The sequence below is a fragment of the Rhizobium sp. L51/94 genome (genome assembly GCF_019355555.1).
Lineage (GTDB): Bacteria > Pseudomonadota > Alphaproteobacteria > Rhizobiales > Rhizobiaceae > Rhizobium > Rhizobium rhododendri.
Map to the genome: position 1 here is coordinate 2063570 of NZ_CP072141.1, position 18021 is coordinate 2081590.

The following is an 18021-nucleotide window of genomic DNA, read 5'->3' on the forward strand; positions in this document are numbered from 1 at the left end:
GTCAGCTGTCTATCTTACCCGCAAACCGGTCAGTCGCGCGGATCAGCTGGTCGAGAATGCCGGGTTCGGAATAGGCGTGTCCGGCCCCCTCGATCAGGTGAAACTCCGCCTTCGGCCAGGCCTTGTGCAGCTTCCATGCATATTTTGCCGGGCAGGGCATGTCATAGCGCCCGTGCACGATCACGCCGGGAATGTCCTTCAGGCGCACCGCGTCACGGATCAGCTGGCCTTCCTCGAGCCAGCCGGCGTTGACAAAGAAATGGTTCTCGATGCGCGCAAAGGCATAGGCGAATTCATCGCCCTCGAACGCTGTGCTGGTGGAAGGTTCCGGCAGCAGCGTGATCGTCTCCCCCTCCCAGATCGACCAGGCCTTGGCGGCGGCGAGGCGCACGTGGCTGTCCTCATGGGTCAGGCGGCGGTGATAGGCGAGCATCATCTCGTGGCGCTCGTCAGCCGGAATATGGGCGACGAAACGCTCCCACTTGTCGGGAAACATTTCGGAGACGCCGAACTGGTAGTACCAGTCGAGCTCGGCCTTTGTCAGCGTATAGATGCCGCGCACGACCAGCTCGCTGACGCGCTCCGGAAACTTCTCCGCATAGGCGAGTGCCAGCGTCGACCCCCAGGAGCCGCCGAACACCAGCCATTTCTCCGCCCCGGCCATCTGCCGCAGGCGCTCGATGTCGTCGACCAGGTGCCAGGTGGTATTGGCATTGAGATCGGCAGCCGGCGTCGACTTGCCGCAACCGCGCTGGTCGAACAGCGTCACGTCGTAAAGCGCCGGATCGAACAGGCGGCGATGGCTGGGCGAGATCGTGCCGCCGGGGCCGCCGTGCAGGAAGACGGCCGGCTTGGCGCCCGGCGTGCCGATCCGTTCCCAGTAGATGACATGGCCGTCGCCGACATCGAGATGGCCGGAGGCGTAGGGTTCGATCTCGGGGTAGAGGGTGCGCAGGGCTTCGGTCATAGGTTCAAACCTTTGGAGGGCCAGGTATCTGTGTCGTGGTCGGGGTGCTGGAAGGAGATGATCGCTTCCTGGCGGGCATAGAAATCGGGGTCGGCATGTACCGGCTGTGCGAAGATCGTTTCCACCCAGGGCAGGCGCGCGTCATGGTTCACCTGGATCTGCGGTGCCAGATCGTCACGCTCATCGAAGGCTCCGATGGCGATCTCCAGCCCGCCGGGATGACGATAGGTCAGCGGCGTGCCGCAATCGCTGCAAAATCCGCGTTCGATATTCACCGAAGACCGGAAATAGCTGGGCGCGCCCCGCGTCCATTCGGTACCATCCTCAGGTGCCGTCACCAGCGCCGAAAACAGGCCACCGAACTGCTTCTGGCACATGCGACAATGACAGATCGACGGTCGCCCGAGCGCGCCGCTAATCCTGAACCGCACCGCACCGCATTGGCAGCCGCCGCTTCTGGTGGTCTCAGTCATGCTTCGCCTCCGCTGGCCATGTGGCCGTATCGTGATCGGGATGCTGGTAGGAAACGATGTCCCCCAGGAACGGCAGGGCAGCGATGTCCTCCTCCGTCGGGTGCCCCGGTAGCTCCTGAAGATGGTCCACGAAGGCAATCTTGGCCTCGGTGCCATATTGCAGCTTGGGTGGCAGAACGGCAGGATTATCGAATGCGCCGGCGGCAAGAGCGATGCCATCGGGCGCTTCATAGGTCAACGGCGTGCCGCATTCGTCACAAAATCCGCGAGCAACGATATTGGACGACTGAAAGCGCTTCGGCGTCCCACGTGTCCACTCCAGTACGGCGCTCCGAGTGGAGACCAGCGGTGCGTAATAGCCACCGAAGGCCTTCTGGCACATTCGACAATGACAGATCGAAACGTCCTCGAGCGATCCCTCGACTCGGAAGCGCACCGCACCGCATTGGCAGCCGCCGGAAAGCGTGACGTTGGTCATGGCGTGCCTCCCGTTGAGAGAGCGGTGGGGCACAAGGCGTCTGAGGTGCGCATTTTTGGAGGGATGGGCGTATGCGGCACGTTGCCCCCCTCTGTCACTGCGTGACATCTCCCCCACAAGGGGGGCGATTGGCTGGCGGCACGGTCTTGCGCTCCAGCTATCCTGGGAGTTTTCAGCAGCTTCTCTTTCAGATCAAGAGAGCGGAATGAAAAGACAACGTCGTCGCCGCACCCAACCAATCTCCCCCCTTGTGGGGGAGATGTCACCGAAGGTGACAGAGGGGGGTATGCCGCGGCAGCTGCAGGTATCACCGCTTGATCTCCCAAGTGGTCACCCGCTCGCCTGTCGCGGCGTCCTTGCCGTCCTTCAGCTGCACACCCTTGGCAGAGAGCTCGTCGCGAACCTTGTCGGCATCGGCGAAATTCTTTGCCTTCAGCAGTTCGAGGCGCATCTGCACCAGCGCATTGATCGCCGCCGTCAGATTTGTTGAACTATGCTGGGAAGAAACCTTTGGGTTGTCAAAGATTAGACTGCTGCTGCGAGTTCGGAATTGGGCAAAAAAGGCGGTGATGTCGATGCCCAGCCATTCTAAGGAGGCTCGAAGGGCAGCCGGACTACTTTTTCTTAACGAGTGGAGTTCCGCAATCGCGCCAGAACTATCAAGGTCTCTCGCCCATGCGGCGATAAACCTCTGACTTGGCCTGCCAGCTGTCGAGTTGCCAACGGTCTTTCCCCACGTAAAGAGCATGTGCTCCGCTTCCTCCAGCCGCTTCACCGAAAAGTCGATCGGCTCGCGGTAATGCGTCATCAGCATCGCCAGCCGCAGAACTTCGCCCTGCCATGTCCGTCCGCCGAGCTTGTCTGTTTCCAGTAGCTCGGCGATGGTGACGAAGTTGCCGTCGGATTTCGACATCTTGCGGCCTTCGACCTGCAGGAAGCCGTTGTGCATCCAGACATTGGCCATCACGGACGTACCGTGGGCGCAGCGCGACTGAGCGATCTCGTTCTCATGGTGCGGAAAGATCAGGTCGAGGCCGCCGCCGTGGATGTCGAAGACGTCGCCGAGGTACCGGCGGCTCATCGCCGAGCATTCGATATGCCAGCCCGGCCGGCCACGGCCCCAGGGGCTGTCCCAGCCGGGTTCGTCGGCATCGGACAGTTTCCACAGCACGAAGTCGCCGGGGTTCTTCTTGTGAACATCGACTGCGACCCGGGCGCCGGCCTGCTGCTCGTCGAGATTTCGCTTCGACAGCTGGCCGTAATCCGCCATCGACTTCGTGTCGAACAGCACCTCGCCCGCCGCCGCATAGGCATGGCCTTTCTCCACCAGCGCCTCGATGATCGAAATCATCTGACCGATGTTGTCAGTGGCGCGCGGCTGCACGGTCGGCTCGAGGCAGCCGAGCGCCATCACATCCTTCTGGTACTGGTTGTCGGTCTTTTCCGTGACCAGCCGGATGGCAGCATTGAGCTCCATGCCTGGATAGTCGCGAAGGGCGCGGGCGTTGATCTTGTCGTCGACATCAGTGATGTTGCGCACATAGGTGACGTTCTCCGGCCCATAGACCTGCCGGAGCAGCCGGAACAGCACGTCGAAGACGATAGCCGGGCGGGCGTTGCCGATATGGGCGAAATCGTAGACCGTCGGGCCGCAGACATAGAGACGCACATTGCTGGCATCGATCGGCACAAACACGCTCTTTTCGCGCGTCAGGGTATTGTAAAATTTCAGCTCAGGCGTCCCGCCCATGTCCACTCTCCCAGATGCACGATCGAAAAAAATCGTCGCGGCCGGCGGACCGGGCGTTTCTCATCTTTGCGCAATGGGGAGACGAAAACGGCCAGGCCAGCGGTGCGCTAGCGAATAATTTTCCGGCAGATGCTGCAAATAGCTGTTTTCATGGCTGGCTTTATGGCGCGACACGGGATTTTGGTCAAGAGCAGCGGAGGCATCGCGGATGTAGTCTTGCGATTTATTGCCTCATGCCTGACGCTTCCACTCATGCATGGCCTCGATTACTTCGACAGTCGGATACTCCCTGATATCCTCCTCGGACGACCCGGCTGCGAGTTCGCGTTTCCAATACCATTCCTGAAAAGCCAGATATTCGCCGAGTATCTTGGAGGGGCTTACCCTTGCCGTTGAGGGTTGAGCGACGAGCCACGTTCGAGCATGCCTGACGGCTTTTGCGAAGTCGCCCTGGTGTGCTTGGATGTCCCAGCCTGCGATGTCGGACAGCGACTTTTGATAGTCGAAGCGCTCCTGTTCGAGGATCAAAATGACCTTTTCCGACAACAGGGAATTTCCGAACCGCTTGCAGGCATGATCCATTCCGAGTTCGAACGGCATATTCATGCGAGAGTATTGCCCGATAGAGGTAGCCTGGCAACGGCTCAGATCATGGATTCCGTACTTGGAACCCTTGATAAGTTCAACGATCTTTTCGAGGCGGCTTGCCGCGTTGTCACGGTTTTCTGGGGCCAATCGAGGAAAGAATCCGAGAAAAACCACGCAGAATGCAATGGCTTGGAGGATCGGCGCAAAGGCTTCGTCAAACGGACAATTGATAAAAACCGAGCGTTCGAACGGAGGTTGCGCCATTCTAACGTTTCGATTGAGCGTGGTTTTCGCCAAACGAGTTCCGCTCGCGAATTCGTCCGTCTTCGCCGTGAATGTAAAGTTCGGTTCCGTAGTTTCGAGCGATTGCGGTCGCGGCCTTGATAGCTTCATCTTGAGTGGCGTGGACACTTGTAGAACGCGCCGAGCCCGCCTTTCTGACGCTCCACTTTCCCGCTTGGGGCACAACATGCTGGGCTCTGCTTGTCATCGCACGATCCTCAATTCCGTGGTCGACCACGTCGGGCCAGTGAAAGCGATGTCGCTTTATACCCGGCAATGCAATGTTAGCATGCAACCCCGCTCGCGGCCACCTATTCCGGCAACCGGTAATCCACCAGCCTGTTCTCCCGCACCACGAACAGCTTGCCCGTCTCCGTTACATCGGGGCCGACCAGCCCCATGATGACCTCGGCTACATCGCGGGGATGCTGCACGGTCTCGGGGTCTTCTCCGGGCATCGCCAGTGCCCGCATGGCAGTGCGGGTGGCGCCCGGGTCGAGGCTGGTGATGCGCAGCGGTGTGCCTTGTGTTTCCCCGGCCCATGTGCGGGCCAGGGCTTCGACGGCCGCCTTGGAGGCGGAGTAGGGGCCCCAGAAGGGCCGGCATTTATGGGCTGCGGAAGACGACAGGATGACGGCGCGACCGGCGTCTGAGCGCACCAGCAGCGGTTCGACGGAGCGGATCAGCCGCCACGTCGCGGTGACGTTGATCGTCATGACCTTCTCGAAGACCTTCGCCTCGACATGGCCGATCGGCGAAATTGTCCCGAGCACACCGGCATTGGCAACGAGGATATCGAGCTTGCCCCAGCGCTCGAAGATCGAGCCGCCGAGCCGGTCGATGGCATCCATGTCGGCAAGGTCGAAGGGCACCAGCGTTGAACGTCCACCGACAGCCTTGATCGCGTCGTCCAGTTCTTCCAGTCCGCCGACGGTGCGGGCGCAGGCGATCACATGCGCGCCGGCCTTTGCCAGCTCCAGAGCGGTGAAATATCCGATGCCGCGCGAGGCGCCGGTGACCAGGGCAATCTTGTCCTGCAGGTTGACGCTCATGATACCGAGTTCCGTTCGCAATTTTATGGGGCGATAATATGCCCCATAACAGACTATCGGTCAGTCCATCAAGCGCGGCTCTCGGCCTCAGCCGTTGCCGGCAAGCACCGATAGCTTGCGGACATTGTTGATGCTTTCCCGATCGAGCAACCGGGTCGGATAGTCGCCGGTGAAATAGTGGTCGGTGAACTGGGGTGCAACGGGATCGCGCGGCTCACCGCCGACAGCCCGGTAGAGGCCATCGATGGACAGGAAGGCGAGGCTGTCGGCGCCAATGAAGGCACACATGGCTTCGAGGTTCTCATACTGGTTGGCCAGCAGCTTGTCGGCGTCAGGCGTATCGATGCCATAGAAATCCGGGAAATAGATCATTGGGCTGGCAACGCGAATGTGCACCTCGCTGGCGCCGGCCTCGCGGATCATCTGGACGATCTTCACAGATGTCGTGCCACGGACGATGGAATCGTCGACGAGCACGACGCGCTTGCCTTCGAGGATGGCACGGTTGGCGGAGTGCTTCAGCTTGACGCCGAAGGCGCGGATCGACTGGGTCGGCTCGATAAAGGTCCGGCCGACATAGTGGTTGCGGATGATCCCGAGCTCGAACGGTATGCCGCTCGCCTGCGCGTAGCCGATTGCCGCCGGCGTGCCGCCATCCGGCACGGGAACGACGAGGTCGGCCTCGACCGGCGCTTCGTTGGCCAGATTGATACCCATGTTGCGACGGGCGACGTAGACGTTGCGGCCGCCGACGACAGAGTCCGGGCGCGCGAAGTAGACATATTCGAACAGGCACAGCCGCTCGGGCTCGGGCTCGGGCTGATCGGCCTTGCGCGAATCGATGGTGATAGAGCCGTCGCTCTGGATCTCGCAGATGATGACTTCGCCGTTCTCGACGTCGCGGATATATTTCGCGCCGATGATGTCGAGCGCGCAGGTCTCCGAACAGAAGATCGGCTTGCCATCGAGTTCGCCCATCACCAGCGGCCGGATGCCGATCGGATCGCGGGCGGCAATGAGTTTGGTACGGGTCATCGCCAGCATCGAGTAGCCGCCTTCCATCTGGCGGATAGCATCGATGAAGCGGTCGGAAGAGGAAGCATGCTTGGAACGAGCGATCAAGTGCAGCACGACTTCGGTGTCGGACGTCGACTGGCAGATGGCGCCGTCGGCAATCAGCATGCGGCGCATTGTCAGACCGTTGGTGAAGTTGCCGTTATGGGCAATAGCGATGCCGCCGACTTCCAGTTCGGCAAACAGCGGCTGGACGTTGCGAAGGATCGTCTCACCCGTGGTCGAGTAGCGGACATGGCCGATGGCGCGGTCGCCGGGCAGGCGGGCTAGGGTTGCCGGATCCGTATAGTGGTCCCCGACCAGACCCATGCGGCGCTCCGAATGAAAGCGCTGACCATCGAAGACGACCATGCCGGCTGCTTCCTGGCCGCGGTGCTGCAGGGCGTGCAGGCCGAGCGCCGTCAGGGTCGCAGCGTCCGAGTGTCCGAGGATGCCGAACACGCCGCACTCTTCGTGCAGTGTGTCGCCGTCGATGTCGTTATCGATTTCAGGGGATGGTGACAGGGTCATGGCTGAAGGCCTTTGCTCTCACGGGGTTCGGGCAGCGCTGGGGCTGGGATCCAAAATAACTGAAAATCCGGCCGGGCGATATGCCTGGCCGGATAGGGTCGTCGGTGCCGATCAGATGGCGATGCCAGCCAAACGGGTCAAGCCTGGTGACGCAGCGTCAATTGTTCGTCGCCGGAGCGGCAGGTGTCGTCGTCGGTGCCGCTGGCGAAGCCGGTGCGTCGTCCGATGGGGCTGCATCGCTCGGTGCGGCCGCGTCATCGTTCAACTGCTGCTTTTCCGGCTGGATCTTGTCGATAACGTTGGTCCGGATCATCTGCGCGAATTTCTCCGGCAATGCAGCCTCCAGCTTGACCACCATCGAATCGAGGAAAGGCTTGGACTTGGCATTGTTGACCCAATCGGGGCGGTGCGGCTCGTCGACGAGCCAGTTCCAGAAGGCAACGGCGACGACCAGCAGCAGCACGCCACGGGCGGCGCCGAAAAGGAAACCGAGCGTGCGGTCGAGCGCGCCAATGCGGCTGTCGATGATGAAATCGGCGATCTTCATAGTGATGAACGAGATGATGATCAGCGCGATGAGGAAGACGACTGCGGCCGAGCCAACGATGGCGATACGATCGTCATCTGTGTAGTGCTTGGCGTATGGCACCAGCTTCGGGTAAAGATAGTAGGCCGCAACGGCCGAGCCGCCCCAGCTGACGATCGACAGAATTTCGCGGGAGAAGCCGCGTACCATGGCGAGAACGGCGGAAAACAGCACGACGCCGATAACAATACCGTCGAAAATCGTAATGGGCATCTATACTTTACTCCAAGACTTGCCATGGGCGCCATGGCTATCGTCTGCCTGAATGCGTCTTGCCTCGTCGCCAGAGCGAAAAGGTTCAGTCCTCGTCTTCCGTCGGCCGCAGTGCGCCCTTCGATCCGGCGACCCTGACCACCATGTCGGTCAGGCTGTCGATCTCGTTCCAGCGGCCGCCGCTGCCTTTCGGCAGTTCAGCCGAGCCGGATGGTAGGAGCGCTTGCGCAAAGCCCAGCTTCTCGGCTTCCTTCAGGCGTTGTGCCGTATGGCCCACGGGCCGCACGGCGCCAGAAAGACTGACTTCGCCGAAATAGACGCAATCGGCGGGAAGGGCAATACCGGCAAGGGATGAAACCAGTGCAGAGGCCACCGCAAGGTCGGCCGCCGGCTCCGAAATCCGGTAGCCGCCGGCGATGTTCAGGTAGACATCGTGGCTGCCAAGCCGCACGCCGCAGTGGGCCTCGAGCACCGCAAGGATCATCGATAGCCGCGACGAATCCCAGCCGACGACCGCGCGCCGTGCTGTTCCGAGCGACGTCGGCGCCACCAGCGCCTGTACCTCGACGAGGATCGGCCGCGTTCCCTCCATGCCGGCAAAGACGGCAGCACCTGGCGATTTGGAGTTGCGCTCACCCAGAAAAAGCTCTGACGGATTGGCGACTTCACGAAGCCCGATATCCGACATCTCGAAAACGCCGATCTCGTCCGTCGGGCCGAAGCGGTTCTTGACGGTGCGCAGGATACGGTAGTGATGGCCACGGTCGCCCTCGAAGTAGAGCACCGCATCGACCATGTGCTCGACGACCCGCGGCCCGGCGATCTGGCCATCCTTGGTGACATGGCCGACCAGCACCATGGCGGAACCTGTCTGCTTGGCAAAGCGGATCATCGCCTGCACGCCGGTGCGCACTTGGGTGACGGTGCCGGGCGCCGATTCGGCAAGCTCGCTCCACAGGGTCTGGATGGAATCGATGATGACCAGATCCGGTCGCTTGCCATCGGCGAGCGTCGCCAGGATATCCTCGACATTCGTCTCGGCCGCCAGCATCACGTCTGTATCGGCTGCCTTCAGCCGCTGTGCCCGCAGCCGGATCTGGGCAACCGCCTCTTCGCCCGAGACGTAGACGATCTTGTGGCCTCGTCTGGCAAGCGCGGCTGCCGCCTGCATCAGCAGCGTCGACTTGCCGATGCCCGGATCTCCGCCGACCAGCACTGCCGAGCCACGCACAAAGCCGCCGCCCGTCGCCCGGTCGAGTTCGGAAATGCCGGTATAAATCCGCGGTGCTTCCTCGATTTCGCCGGACAGTGCCACCAGCGTCACCGCTCTGCCCTTCTTCGGCACGCGGCCCGGACCCGAACCGATGCCGCCCATCGGGTCTTCCTCGACGATGGTGTTCCACGCACCACAGGATTCGCATTTTCCGGCCCAGCGATTGTGGATGGTGCCGCAGTTCTGGCAGATGAATTGAGTTCTGGCCTTGGCCATCAGGGAATGCTTTCGGTAAAATCTTCTGGTGCGGTGTCCTCGTGTGCATGGATCACGCGCACCACCCGGAGCGCAATATCACTGACAACGAAGTAAAACACTCTCTGTCGATAGGAAAAGCTGCGGAGGCCGGGTCTGAGATGGTCGCGGCCAACACCGGTCAGGCCAAGCCTCGCAAATGACTGCGCCTTCCGCTCAATGTCGAGAATGAATTTGTTTGCTGCGGGAGAGTTGCTCTCCGCGATATAGAGATACTGGCCCATGAGATCGGCCCGGGCGGTTCCGGACCAGATAAGCCGGCGTCGCTTAATGGTCAGTCTCCGGCTTGGACTGCTGGGACGCGGCCATTTGCTGGATATCTTTCAGAAGTTCTTCAGCCGTGTCGTACTCGTAAACGCGGCCATTTTCGATGTCATCGATGCCCTCCTGGATCAGTCCCCGCAATCTCGCAACTTTCTCGTCACGTTTGCGCAGGAGCGCGAGCGCTTCGCGCAATACAGCGTCTGCATCCTGATAGGCGCCCGTCTCTACCTGCTCGTCAACGAAGGCCTGCTCTCTCGAGCCCAGTCGAATGGTCGCCATAGCCATCTCCCAATGTTCTGCTTTTATACCGCAGCCTCCCTTGGAATGCTACTCCTCGACCAGGTACCGCCGCTTGTGGCGGAGGCCCATGCTGGTGAGCATTTCGTAGCCGATCGTGCCGGCGGCACGGGCGGCATCGTCGACAAGGATATTGCTGCCGAACAGTTCCACATAGTCGCCGGCCCGAACGAGACCGTCCGGCAGGTCGGTGATGTCGAAGATCGTCAGGTCCATGGTGATGCGGCCGGCGACGGGCACGCGATAGCCGGCGATGAAGCCGTGGCCGGCGGCGATCCCTGTCTGGCGCAACGGCACGCCGCCGCTCGACTGGCTGCGCATGTACCCGTCCGCATAGCCGGCGCATACCACCACCAATGTGCTGTCGCGGGTCAGTTGCATGGCGCGGCCATAGCTGACGGCTTCGCCGGCCTTCACTTGACGCACCTGCAGGACCCGGGCTTCTGCAGTGGCGACCGGGCGCATGGGGTTGGCCACACCCGGCACAGCCTCGCCGCCATAGAGCGCGATACCGGGGCGGGTCAGGTCGAAATGATATTCCGGGCCGAGAAAAATGCCGGCCGAGGCGGACAGGCTCGATTCGATGCCTTCGAAGGCGCGGCTGACTTGCCGGAATGAATCGAGCTGCTGCCGGTTCATCGGCGAGGCCGGATCGTCGCCGCAGGCAAGGTGGCTGACCACCAGTACTGGCGAAAAGCTGGCGGGACGGGACACGTCGTCGGCGAGCGCCATTGCCTCCGGGACTGTAAGGCCCAGCCGGTTGAAGCCGGTATCGACCTGCAATGCGCAAGGATATTCGCCATAGTCGGCCACAACGGCCATCCAGAAAGCTAGTTGCTCCTCGGACGATATGATTGGAACCAGATCGTTTTCAAAAAACAGCCGCTGCATGCCCGGCCAGATACCCGCAAGCACGAAAATGCGGGCATCGGGCGCATAGAGCCGCAGCGTCACGCCTTCCTCGACGGTGGCGACGAAAAAGTCGCGGGCTCCGGCGATGTAAAGGGTTTCGCCGACCTCCTCGATACCGAGGCCATAGGCATCTGCCTTGACGACAGCGGCGGTACGGGCGCGGCCGGATCGCCGGGCCATGTCCTGCCAGTTGGTGACCAATGCCCCCAGATCGACCGTCAGCCGCAGGCCGGCGGCGTCAAAGGCATCGAGTTCGTCGTCGAAGTCTTCGGAAAGGTCGGTCATGAAACCTCAATAGAATTGGCCGGAGAGTGGTGTCTCCGGCCATGATAGAGCCGATTCAGGTTGAAATGAAGACAGCCCCGGCTGCCAATCCCTGATAGCCTGGGATCAATGCTCTTCATACGGCGTGAACGACGAATCCGCGAGATCTGCGAAGCGCGTGAACTCGGCCTGGAAGGCGAGCTTTACGGTGCCGGTCGGTCCATGGCGCTGCTTCGAGATGATAACGTCGGCGGTACCCTTGACCTTCTCGAACAGCTGTTCCCATTCGTTGTACTTGGGGTCGGCCGGATCGCGAGGCTCCTGGTTCTTGACGTAGTATTCCTCGCGGTAGACGAACAGCACGACGTCGGCGTCCTGCTCGATCGAGCCCGATTCGCGCAAGTCCGAAAGCTGCGGCCGCTTGTCGTCGCGATTTTCCACCTGACGCGACAGCTGCGACAGGGCAATGATCGGCACATTCAGTTCCTTGCCCAGCGCCTTCAGGCCGGTGGTGATCTGGGTGACTTCTTGCACACGGTTCTCACCCGATTTGCCCGAGCCGGTCATCAGCTGGATATAGTCGATGACGAGCACGTCGAGGCCCCGCTGGCGCTTCAGGCGGCGGGCGCGGGCGGCGAGCTGGGCAATCGAGATACCACCGGTCTGGTCGATGAAAAGAGGCACCTTCTGCATCATCATCGAGCAGGCGACGAGCTTTTCGAAATCGGCATCGTTGATATCGCCGCGTCGGATTTTTGACGAGGACACTTCCGTCTGCTCCGAGATGATGCGGGTCGCCAGCTGTTCGGACGACATTTCCAGCGAATAGAAGCCTACGACGCCGCCGTTCTTCGCCTTGGTCGAGCCGTCTGCCTGCACTTCGCCCTCGTAAGCGGCGGCGATGTTATAGGCGATGTTGGTGGCGAGCGACGTCTTGCCCATGCCGGGGCGTCCGGCCAGCACGATCAAGTCCGAGCGCTGCAGTCCGCCCATCTTGCTGTCGAGCGAATGGATACCGGTAGAGATGCCCGAAAGCCCGCCATCGCGCTCCTTGGCGACGGCAGCCATGTCGATTGCCATGGCGACGGCATCGTTGAAGGCCTGGAAGCCGCCGTCGTAGCGACCGTTTTCAGCGAGTTCGAACAGCCGGCGCTCGGTGTCCTCGATCTGGCTTTGCGGCGGCATGTCCAGCGGTGCGTCATAGGCGATGTTGACCACGTCCTCGCCGATTGTGATCAGCGCCCGACGCAGGGCGAGGTCGTAGATGGCTCGACCGTAGTCTTCGGCATTGATGATCGACACGGCCTCGGCAGCAAGGCGCGCCAGATACTGCGCCACCGTCATGTCGCCGACTTTCTCGTCGGCCTTCAGGAAGGTCTTGATGGTCACCGGGTTGGCGATCTTGCCCATGCGGATGATGTCGCCGGCAACCTCGAAAATCCTTCGATGAAGCGGCTCATAGAGATGCACGGGCTTCAGGAAGTCCGAAACGCGGTAATAGGCGTCGTTGTTGACGAGAATTGCGCCCAGCAGCGCCTGCTCCGCCTCGATGTTGTTCGGGGCTTCACGGTAATGCTGTTCGGCGGGAGCAAGTGCTGCGCTCTTGCGACCTGCGTCGTTCATCACATCCATCTCGATCTCCTACCTTCACTTCGCGGTGGTGTTCGACCCTGCGGCCCTGGGCGTCAAGGCCGTTCGGCCGATAATGCACCCGGCATGGGTGATTCGTCCGCCCTATGCCCGTTGTCCACAGGGCCACAAAAAAGCGTGCAATCTTTGCATTTGCCGCTTGCTCCGCATGGAGGGCCCGACTCACCCGTGCCGGAAGGCAAATTAGACTGTTTGAGTGTTGCCTGTCTCTGAACGCGAGACAGCCGTCGCTTGAAAAGATGATAGAAGCCGGTAATCTGACAGCCTTCAGAGCAAGAAAAGCGTGAAACATGCCCGACAAAGCGACGAGCCGTGAATTCTTCGATGAGCTTTCGGCTTTCAACAGAAAGTTGCGGGCGGGCTTCGATGCTCTTGTTCGCAAGCGCGGCATGACGCTTGCCCGTGCCCGCGTGTTTTTTGCGCTGGCCAAGAAGGACGGCATCAACCAGCGTGAATTGGCCGAGCTTCTGGAGCTCGAAACGCCGACGCTGGTGCGCATTCTCGACGCGATGGAAGGCCAGAAGTTTATCGAGCGTCGCGCCGTCGAGACCGACCGCCGCGCCAAGCAGATTCATACCACCGAGGCCGGAAAGGTCATCGCAATCGAGATCGACGCGCTGGCAGCGCGGGTCCGCGCCGATATCCTCGAGGGCATATCCGACGCAGATCGGGCGACCGCGCTCAAGGTGATCCGCACTATGGCGGCAAATCTGCCGAACATCGGCAAAGACGAGGTAGCTTGAGCGCCGTTGACGCCACCGACGGAGAGGCTGCAGGGGGCGCTGCCGGCACCCCGGCACCGGCGCCTGCAATGGCTGATCCACCGGCGATGCCGGGATGGAAGGCACTCGGCTACATGCTGTCCTCGGTGATGTTCTTTCTGACGCAGGGGCTGGGGATGAACCTCGCGCTTGCCAACCTTACCCAGATCCAGGGCACCATTGCCGCGACGACAACGGAATCCGCCTGGCTGTCGGCTGCCTACATGGCGCCGAATGTCAGCCTGGCGATCTTTCTGGTCAAGATCCGCATGCAGTACGGCGTGCGCAATTTCGCCGAGATCAGCATCATCGGCTTCGTCGTCGCCTCGCTGCTCAATCTGTTCGTCTCGGATCTCCAATCGGCAGTCATCGTTCGTTTTCTCAGCGGCATTGCTGCAGCGCCATTGTCGACGCTGGGCTTCCTCTACATGCTCGAGGCCTTCCCACCGGCCAAGAAACTGACCGTCGGGCTCAGCCTGGCGATGATGAATACGACGCTGGCAGCACCGATCACGCGGCTGGTGTCGCCCACACTCCTCGATTTCGGTGAGTGGCGGGGTCTCTACACGCTGGAAATGGGCCTGGCCCTTTTGGTGATGCCGATCATCTATCTCCTGCCGCTGACTGCCCCGCCGCGGGTCAAGATCATCAACTTCGGCGATATCGTCGTCTATCTCCTGGTCGCCATCGGTTTTGGCTGTCTCGCCGTCGTTCTGTCCGTCGGCCGGCTTTACTGGTGGCTGGAGGTGCCATGGCTCGGCGTTGTCCTCGCAGTCAGCATCGCGACGCTGACGGTGGCGGTGGTGATCGATCTCGACCGAACGACGCCGCTCATCGATATCCGCTGGCTTCTGACGTGGCCGAACGTGCGCCTGACCATCGTGCTGCTCGTCTTCCGCATGATCGCTGCCGAGCAGAACTCGATCCTGCTGATCTACTACCAGAATATCGGCCTGCTCTACGATCAGCTGCAGATGCTCTACACCATCATCCTGGTGTTTTCGCTCGTCGGCGGGCTGACCTGCGCAGCCCTGATGAATGTCGGCTACACTTGGCAGATCCAGATGATCGCGCTGCCGATGATGATCGCAGCCGCCTTCATGGACAGCCAGGTGACAAGCCTGACGCGCCCCGAGCAGATGTATCTGAGCCAGGCGCTGATGTCGGCCGGAATCACGCTGTTCCTGCCGCCGGCACTGTCGCCCGGTTTCCGCGCCGCGCTTTCCAAGGGACCGTTTTACCTGGTGACCTTCTTTGTGATTTTCCTGTTTACTCAGAGCATTGGCTCGTTGATGGGGACGGCCTTCTATGGCACCCTCATCACCATCCGCGAAAAATTCCACTCCAGCGTCCTGGTCGAGCACGTCCTGCTCACCGATCCGATCGTCGCCCAGCGGGCAGCGCAGCTTTCGGCCTCCTATGGCAACGTGATTACCGATTCGCGCCTGTTGAACGGCGAGGGGCTGACGCTGCTTGGCGCACAGGTCACGCGCGAGGCCTACAGCCTTGCCTTCGGCGATGCCTTCTTCGTGGCCGGGGTGATCGCAGCCTTGGCATTTGTCGTATTGATTGCAAATCGGCTGATGGCCGTCATCCGCACCAAACCGGCCGATGCGCCGGCCACCGCATCCGCGACCTGAGGAACGCTGCACCATGTCCAGGCTTGTCCGATCTCCCATCGAAGTGGTTGCCGTCCTCGCCGGCATCGGCGGTATAATGCTGGTGCTCTATGCCTGGCATCTGCCACCCTTCAGGACATCTGTGGAGACGACAGACGACGCTTACGTCAAGGGCTACGTCACGGTCATCAGCCCGCAAGTCAGCGGCTACGTCACGGACGTTCGCGTCAAGGACTACGAGAGCGTCAAGCAGGGCGAGGTACTGGCCAAGATCGACGACCGCATATACCAGCAGAAACTCGCCCAGGCGCGTGCCAACCGCGACGGCCAGAAGGCGGGTCTTGCCAATTCCCGCCAGCAGGAGCTGGTGGCCCGCGCCGAGATTGCCTCGAGCCAGGCGGCTGTCGATAGCGTGCAGGCCGGGCTGACGCGGGCTCAACTGGCCTGGGAACGCATTGAGACGCTCGTCCAGAAAGGCGTATCGACCACCAGCGATGCCGAGACTGCGCAAGCGACGCTCGAGCAGGCAAAGGCTGCCGTCAACCAGGCGCTGGCAGCCGTCGAGGTCTCGCGGCAGAACCTGACGACGATCATCGTCAACCGCGCCTCGCTCGAAGCAGGCGTTGCCGGCGCCGAGGCGGCGATGCAGCAGGCGTCCATCGACCTGCAGAATGCCACCATCATTGCCCCGAGGTCGGGCAGGCTCGGTGAAATTGGCGTCCGGTTGGGCCAATATGTCACGGCCGGCACGCAATTGCTGGCGCTCGTGCCCGAAGACACCTGGGTCATCGCCAATTTCAAGGAAACGCAGCTCGACGGCATGCAGGTCGGCCAGCCCGTAGCGATCTCCGTCGACGCCTTCGGTCACCGCCGGCTGAATGGCCACATCCAGAGTTTCTCGCCGGCTGCCGGTTCCGAGTTCGCAGTGATCAAGCCCGACAACGCCACCGGCAATTTCACCAAGGTAGCCCAGCGCGTCGGCGTCCGCGTGACGATAGACCCCGGCCAGCCGGAAGCCGCCAATCTAGCCCCCGGCCTCTCCGTCGTCGTCTCCATAGACAAGGCTTCGAAGCCGGAGGCGAAGTAGGCCTGAGGCCACAAAACGCAAAAAGCCCGGATCGCGAGATCCGGGCTCAAACGCCGCCGTGAAGCGAAAGTTGTGACTATTCGTCGTCGCGGTTGCCGTCGGCATCCGGATCGAAGAAGTCTTCCGGACGCAGGGCGTCTTCGTCGATGCCGTAGATGGCGTCGGCCGAAGTCAGGGTTTCACCCTGCTTCTGGCGTTCGGCTTCTTCGGCGGAACGGGCAACATTCAGCTCGATTGCGATTTCGACTTCGCCGTGCAGGGCCAGCGTAACGCTGTGCAGGCCGATGGTCTTGATCGGGGTGTTCAGCTCAACCTGGCTGCGGCCGATGTTGAAGCCTTCTGCAGCGAGGATGTCGACGACGTCGCGAGCAGCGACCGAGCCGTACAGCTGGCCGGTTTCGCCAGCCGAGCGGACGACGTTGAAGGACTTGCCTTCGAGAACGTCGGCAACCTTCTGGGCTTCGCTCTTGCGCTCCAGGTTACGGGCTTCGAGCGTAGCGCGTTCAGCTTCGAAACGGGTCTTGTTGGCGGCGTTGGCGCGAAGAGCCTTGCCGAGTGGCAGCAGGTAATTACGGGCAAAGCCGTCGCGGACTTTTACGGTCTCGCCCATCTGGCCGAGCTTGGGAACGCGTTCGAGAAGAATGACTTGCATCGTGGTATCCTTTCAATGTCAGGTTTTTGGATCGGGTTTGTTCGAGGCATTCGCATCCTTGTTCGGGGTCAGTGCGATCGCCTTGCGGGTATCGGACAGGCCGAGAACGAGGATGAAGAAGATTGGCAGCACCATGGTAGCGGCCAGGTAGCAGAGGACCAGGACCGGCAGTTGCCAGTCCTTGCCGCGTGTCTTGAAGTGGAGCGTCGAGAAACCGGCGAGCACGAAGCCGGCGCCGAAGGCTCCGAACACGGTTGCGCCGACCATGGCAGGAATTCCGCCGGCAAAGCAGGCAACAAGGCCGGCTAGAAAGATGAAGATCGCATTGCGGTTCATCCTGAGCGCCGAAGGCACATCCTCCCGCGGCCGGAAATTGCGGCCTGAGGCGGTGACGATCCGGGTTGCAATGTAGTAGGCGGCAAACAGCATGATGACCCAGATTGCCGCCTGCAGGGCCGGCAGCATCAGGACGATCAGCGATTTTGTCTGGGCGGTGGCATCCGGGTCCGGCTGGAAAGACGGCTCCTGTGCCGAAAGCGCCGTCATCAGCGCATCGACCATCTTGTCGGTGAGCTCAGGTCCGTAGCCGATCATCACGCCGACGGCGATGACGCCGATCGTTACCAGTCCGCAGAGCTGCACCAGCATGTCGGAGAGGGGATACCAGGCCATCAGGTGGTCCGGTCCGCCGATTTCGTCGGCCGGGCGGGCAAGGTTCGCCAGATGGCTGATCCAGCCGGCCGGAACCAGCGTCACCAGCGCCATGACGAAGGCAAACGATGGCGATATGGCGACCGCGCCGAGCACGAAGGCGGTAAGGATCGAGACGATGGCGGCAATATTGCCCCAGCCGAGGCCGGCAATCAGAATTGGGAGGGCAGACGCAGCGTATAGGACAGCACTGAATGACGGCTGCGCATTCGCGGCCAGCACAAGCAGGGTCGCGGTAATGCCGGCGAGCACGCCGATCAAAAGCAGTCTGGGATTCAAGGTCTTCAAGTCGCTGTCCTGCTT

19 protein-coding genes are annotated in these 18021 nt (G+C 61.4%); 3 read left to right on the forward strand and 16 right to left on the reverse strand.

Going from position 1 to position 18021, the window contains the following annotated elements:
• Position 1: 1 nt before the first annotated feature.
• The 14 genes from pip to J5274_RS10170 all read right to left on the reverse strand — a co-directional run bounded on the left by pip (position 2) and on the right by J5274_RS10170 (position 12861).
• Positions 2 to 967, reverse strand: coding sequence for a prolyl aminopeptidase (gene pip, locus J5274_RS10105; protein WP_142829726.1), 966 nt, complete (start codon positions 965 to 967; stop codon positions 2 to 4).
• Complete coding sequence (locus J5274_RS10110; protein ID WP_142829724.1) at positions 964 to 1440, reverse strand: GFA family protein; 477 nt, start codon at positions 1438 to 1440, stop codon at positions 964 to 966. The genes pip and J5274_RS10110 overlap by 4 nt, the downstream gene beginning before the upstream one ends.
• Positions 1433 to 1918 (reverse strand): GFA family protein, encoded by a 486-nt coding sequence (locus J5274_RS10115; RefSeq protein ID WP_142829722.1) that lies wholly within the window; start codon positions 1916 to 1918, stop codon positions 1433 to 1435. The genes J5274_RS10110 and J5274_RS10115 overlap by 8 nt, the downstream gene beginning before the upstream one ends.
• A 307-nt stretch (positions 1919 to 2225) precedes the next feature.
• Positions 2226 to 3668 carry a cysteine--tRNA ligase gene (gene cysS, locus J5274_RS10120; RefSeq protein WP_142829720.1) on the reverse strand — a complete coding sequence of 481 codons (1443 nt, stop codon included), beginning with the start codon at positions 3666 to 3668 and terminating at the stop codon, positions 2226 to 2228.
• Between the two features lie 231 nt (positions 3669 to 3899).
• Entirely contained in the window at positions 3900 to 4553 is a 654-nt protein-coding gene (locus tag J5274_RS10125; RefSeq protein ID WP_142829718.1) for a hypothetical protein, read from the reverse strand.
• Positions 4522 to 4746: a DUF2188 domain-containing protein gene (locus J5274_RS10130; RefSeq protein WP_142829716.1), complete on the reverse strand. Its 225-nt coding sequence runs from the start codon at positions 4744 to 4746 to the stop codon at positions 4522 to 4524. Before J5274_RS10130 ends, J5274_RS10125 begins: the two co-directional genes overlap by 32 nt.
• Before the next feature lie 103 nt (positions 4747 to 4849).
• Complete coding sequence (locus tag J5274_RS10135; protein ID WP_142829715.1) at positions 4850 to 5590, reverse strand: SDR family NAD(P)-dependent oxidoreductase; 741 nt, start codon at positions 5588 to 5590, stop codon at positions 4850 to 4852.
• Positions 5591 to 5677: 87 nt separating this feature from the next.
• Positions 5678 to 7174 (reverse strand): amidophosphoribosyltransferase, encoded by a 1497-nt coding sequence (purF, locus tag J5274_RS10140; protein ID WP_142829713.1) that lies wholly within the window; start codon positions 7172 to 7174, stop codon positions 5678 to 5680.
• A gap of 157 nt (positions 7175 to 7331) precedes the next feature.
• Positions 7332 to 7973 carry a CvpA family protein gene (locus tag J5274_RS10145; RefSeq protein ID WP_142829711.1) on the reverse strand — a complete coding sequence of 214 codons (642 nt, stop codon included), beginning with the start codon at positions 7971 to 7973 and terminating at the stop codon, positions 7332 to 7334.
• An 85-nt stretch (positions 7974 to 8058) separates the two neighbouring features.
• Positions 8059 to 9462, reverse strand: a complete 1404-nt coding sequence (radA, locus tag J5274_RS10150) for a DNA repair protein RadA (protein WP_142829709.1) — start codon at positions 9460 to 9462, stop codon at positions 8059 to 8061.
• Positions 9462 to 9821 (reverse strand): type II toxin-antitoxin system RelE/ParE family toxin, encoded by a 360-nt coding sequence (locus J5274_RS10155; protein WP_307877638.1) that lies wholly within the window; start codon positions 9819 to 9821, stop codon positions 9462 to 9464. Before J5274_RS10155 ends, radA begins: the two co-directional genes overlap by 1 nt.
• Positions 9769 to 10044, reverse strand: coding sequence for a type II toxin-antitoxin system ParD family antitoxin (locus J5274_RS10160; protein ID WP_224128269.1), 276 nt, complete (start codon positions 10042 to 10044; stop codon positions 9769 to 9771). Before J5274_RS10160 ends, J5274_RS10155 begins: the two co-directional genes overlap by 53 nt.
• Positions 10045 to 10092: 48 nt before the next feature.
• Positions 10093 to 11259, reverse strand: a complete 1167-nt coding sequence (gene alr / locus J5274_RS10165) for an alanine racemase (protein ID WP_142829704.1) — start codon at positions 11257 to 11259, stop codon at positions 10093 to 10095.
• Between the two features lie 105 nt (positions 11260 to 11364).
• Positions 11365 to 12861 (reverse strand): replicative DNA helicase, encoded by a 1497-nt coding sequence (locus tag J5274_RS10170; RefSeq protein ID WP_111220789.1) that lies wholly within the window; start codon positions 12859 to 12861, stop codon positions 11365 to 11367.
• 317 nt (positions 12862 to 13178) lie between these two features.
• On the opposite strand from J5274_RS10170, the gene J5274_RS10175 reads away from it, so the two are divergent.
• From J5274_RS10175 to J5274_RS10185, 3 genes are all read left to right on the forward strand, one after another.
• A complete protein-coding gene (locus tag J5274_RS10175) occupies positions 13179 to 13631 on the forward strand; it encodes a MarR family winged helix-turn-helix transcriptional regulator (RefSeq protein ID WP_111220444.1) in 453 nt (150 codons plus the stop codon).
• A gap of 68 nt (positions 13632 to 13699) precedes the next feature.
• Positions 13700 to 15289, forward strand: coding sequence for an MFS transporter (locus J5274_RS10180; protein WP_219274951.1), 1590 nt, complete (start codon positions 13700 to 13702; stop codon positions 15287 to 15289).
• Between the two features lie 13 nt (positions 15290 to 15302).
• Complete coding sequence (locus J5274_RS10185; RefSeq protein WP_142829702.1) at positions 15303 to 16355, forward strand: HlyD family secretion protein; 1053 nt, start codon at positions 15303 to 15305, stop codon at positions 16353 to 16355.
• Positions 16356 to 16431: 76 nt separating this feature from the next.
• On the opposite strand, the gene rplI is transcribed toward J5274_RS10185, so the two are convergent.
• Positions 16432 to 17007, reverse strand: coding sequence for a 50S ribosomal protein L9 (rplI, locus tag J5274_RS10190; RefSeq protein ID WP_142829700.1), 576 nt, complete (start codon positions 17005 to 17007; stop codon positions 16432 to 16434).
• Between the two features lie 18 nt (positions 17008 to 17025).
• Positions 17026 to 18006: a DUF2232 domain-containing protein gene (locus tag J5274_RS10195; RefSeq protein ID WP_142829698.1), complete on the reverse strand. Its 981-nt coding sequence runs from the start codon at positions 18004 to 18006 to the stop codon at positions 17026 to 17028.
• Positions 18007 to 18021 lie beyond the last annotated feature (15 nt).

Bases quoted from the DNA above. Each gene is read 5' to 3' on its own strand.
- pip (WP_142829726.1), bottom strand. From the start codon at position 967: ATGACCGAAGCCCTGCGCACCCTCTACCCCGAGATCGAACCCTACGCC.
- J5274_RS10110 (WP_142829724.1), bottom strand. From the start codon at position 1,440: ATGACTGAGACCACCAGAAGCGGCGGCTGCCAATGCGGTGCGGTGCGG.
- J5274_RS10115 (WP_142829722.1), bottom strand. From the start codon at position 1,918: ATGACCAACGTCACGCTTTCCGGCGGCTGCCAATGCGGTGCGGTGCGC.
- cysS (WP_142829720.1), bottom strand. From the start codon at position 3,668: ATGGGCGGGACGCCTGAGCTGAAATTTTACAATACCCTGACGCGCGAA.
- J5274_RS10130 (WP_142829716.1), bottom strand. From the start codon at position 4,746: ATGACAAGCAGAGCCCAGCATGTTGTGCCCCAAGCGGGAAAGTGGAGC.
- J5274_RS10135 (WP_142829715.1), bottom strand. From the start codon at position 5,590: ATGAGCGTCAACCTGCAGGACAAGATTGCCCTGGTCACCGGCGCCTCG.
- purF (WP_142829713.1), bottom strand. From the start codon at position 7,174: ATGACCCTGTCACCATCCCCTGAAATCGATAACGACATCGACGGCGAC.
- J5274_RS10145 (WP_142829711.1), bottom strand. From the start codon at position 7,973: ATGCCCATTACGATTTTCGACGGTATTGTTATCGGCGTCGTGCTGTTT.
- radA (WP_142829709.1), bottom strand. From the start codon at position 9,462: ATGGCCAAGGCCAGAACTCAATTCATCTGCCAGAACTGCGGCACCATC.
- J5274_RS10160 (WP_224128269.1), bottom strand. From the start codon at position 10,044: ATGGCGACCATTCGACTGGGCTCGAGAGAGCAGGCCTTCGTTGACGAG.
- alr (WP_142829704.1), bottom strand. From the start codon at position 11,259: ATGACCGACCTTTCCGAAGACTTCGACGACGAACTCGATGCCTTTGAC.
- J5274_RS10170 (WP_111220789.1), bottom strand. From the start codon at position 12,861: ATGAACGACGCAGGTCGCAAGAGCGCAGCACTTGCTCCCGCCGAACAG.
- J5274_RS10175 (WP_111220444.1), top strand. From the start codon at position 13,179: ATGCCCGACAAAGCGACGAGCCGTGAATTCTTCGATGAGCTTTCGGCT.
- J5274_RS10180 (WP_219274951.1), top strand. From the start codon at position 13,700: ATGGCTGATCCACCGGCGATGCCGGGATGGAAGGCACTCGGCTACATG.
- J5274_RS10185 (WP_142829702.1), top strand. From the start codon at position 15,303: ATGTCCAGGCTTGTCCGATCTCCCATCGAAGTGGTTGCCGTCCTCGCC.
- rplI (WP_142829700.1), bottom strand. From the start codon at position 17,007: ATGCAAGTCATTCTTCTCGAACGCGTTCCCAAGCTCGGCCAGATGGGC.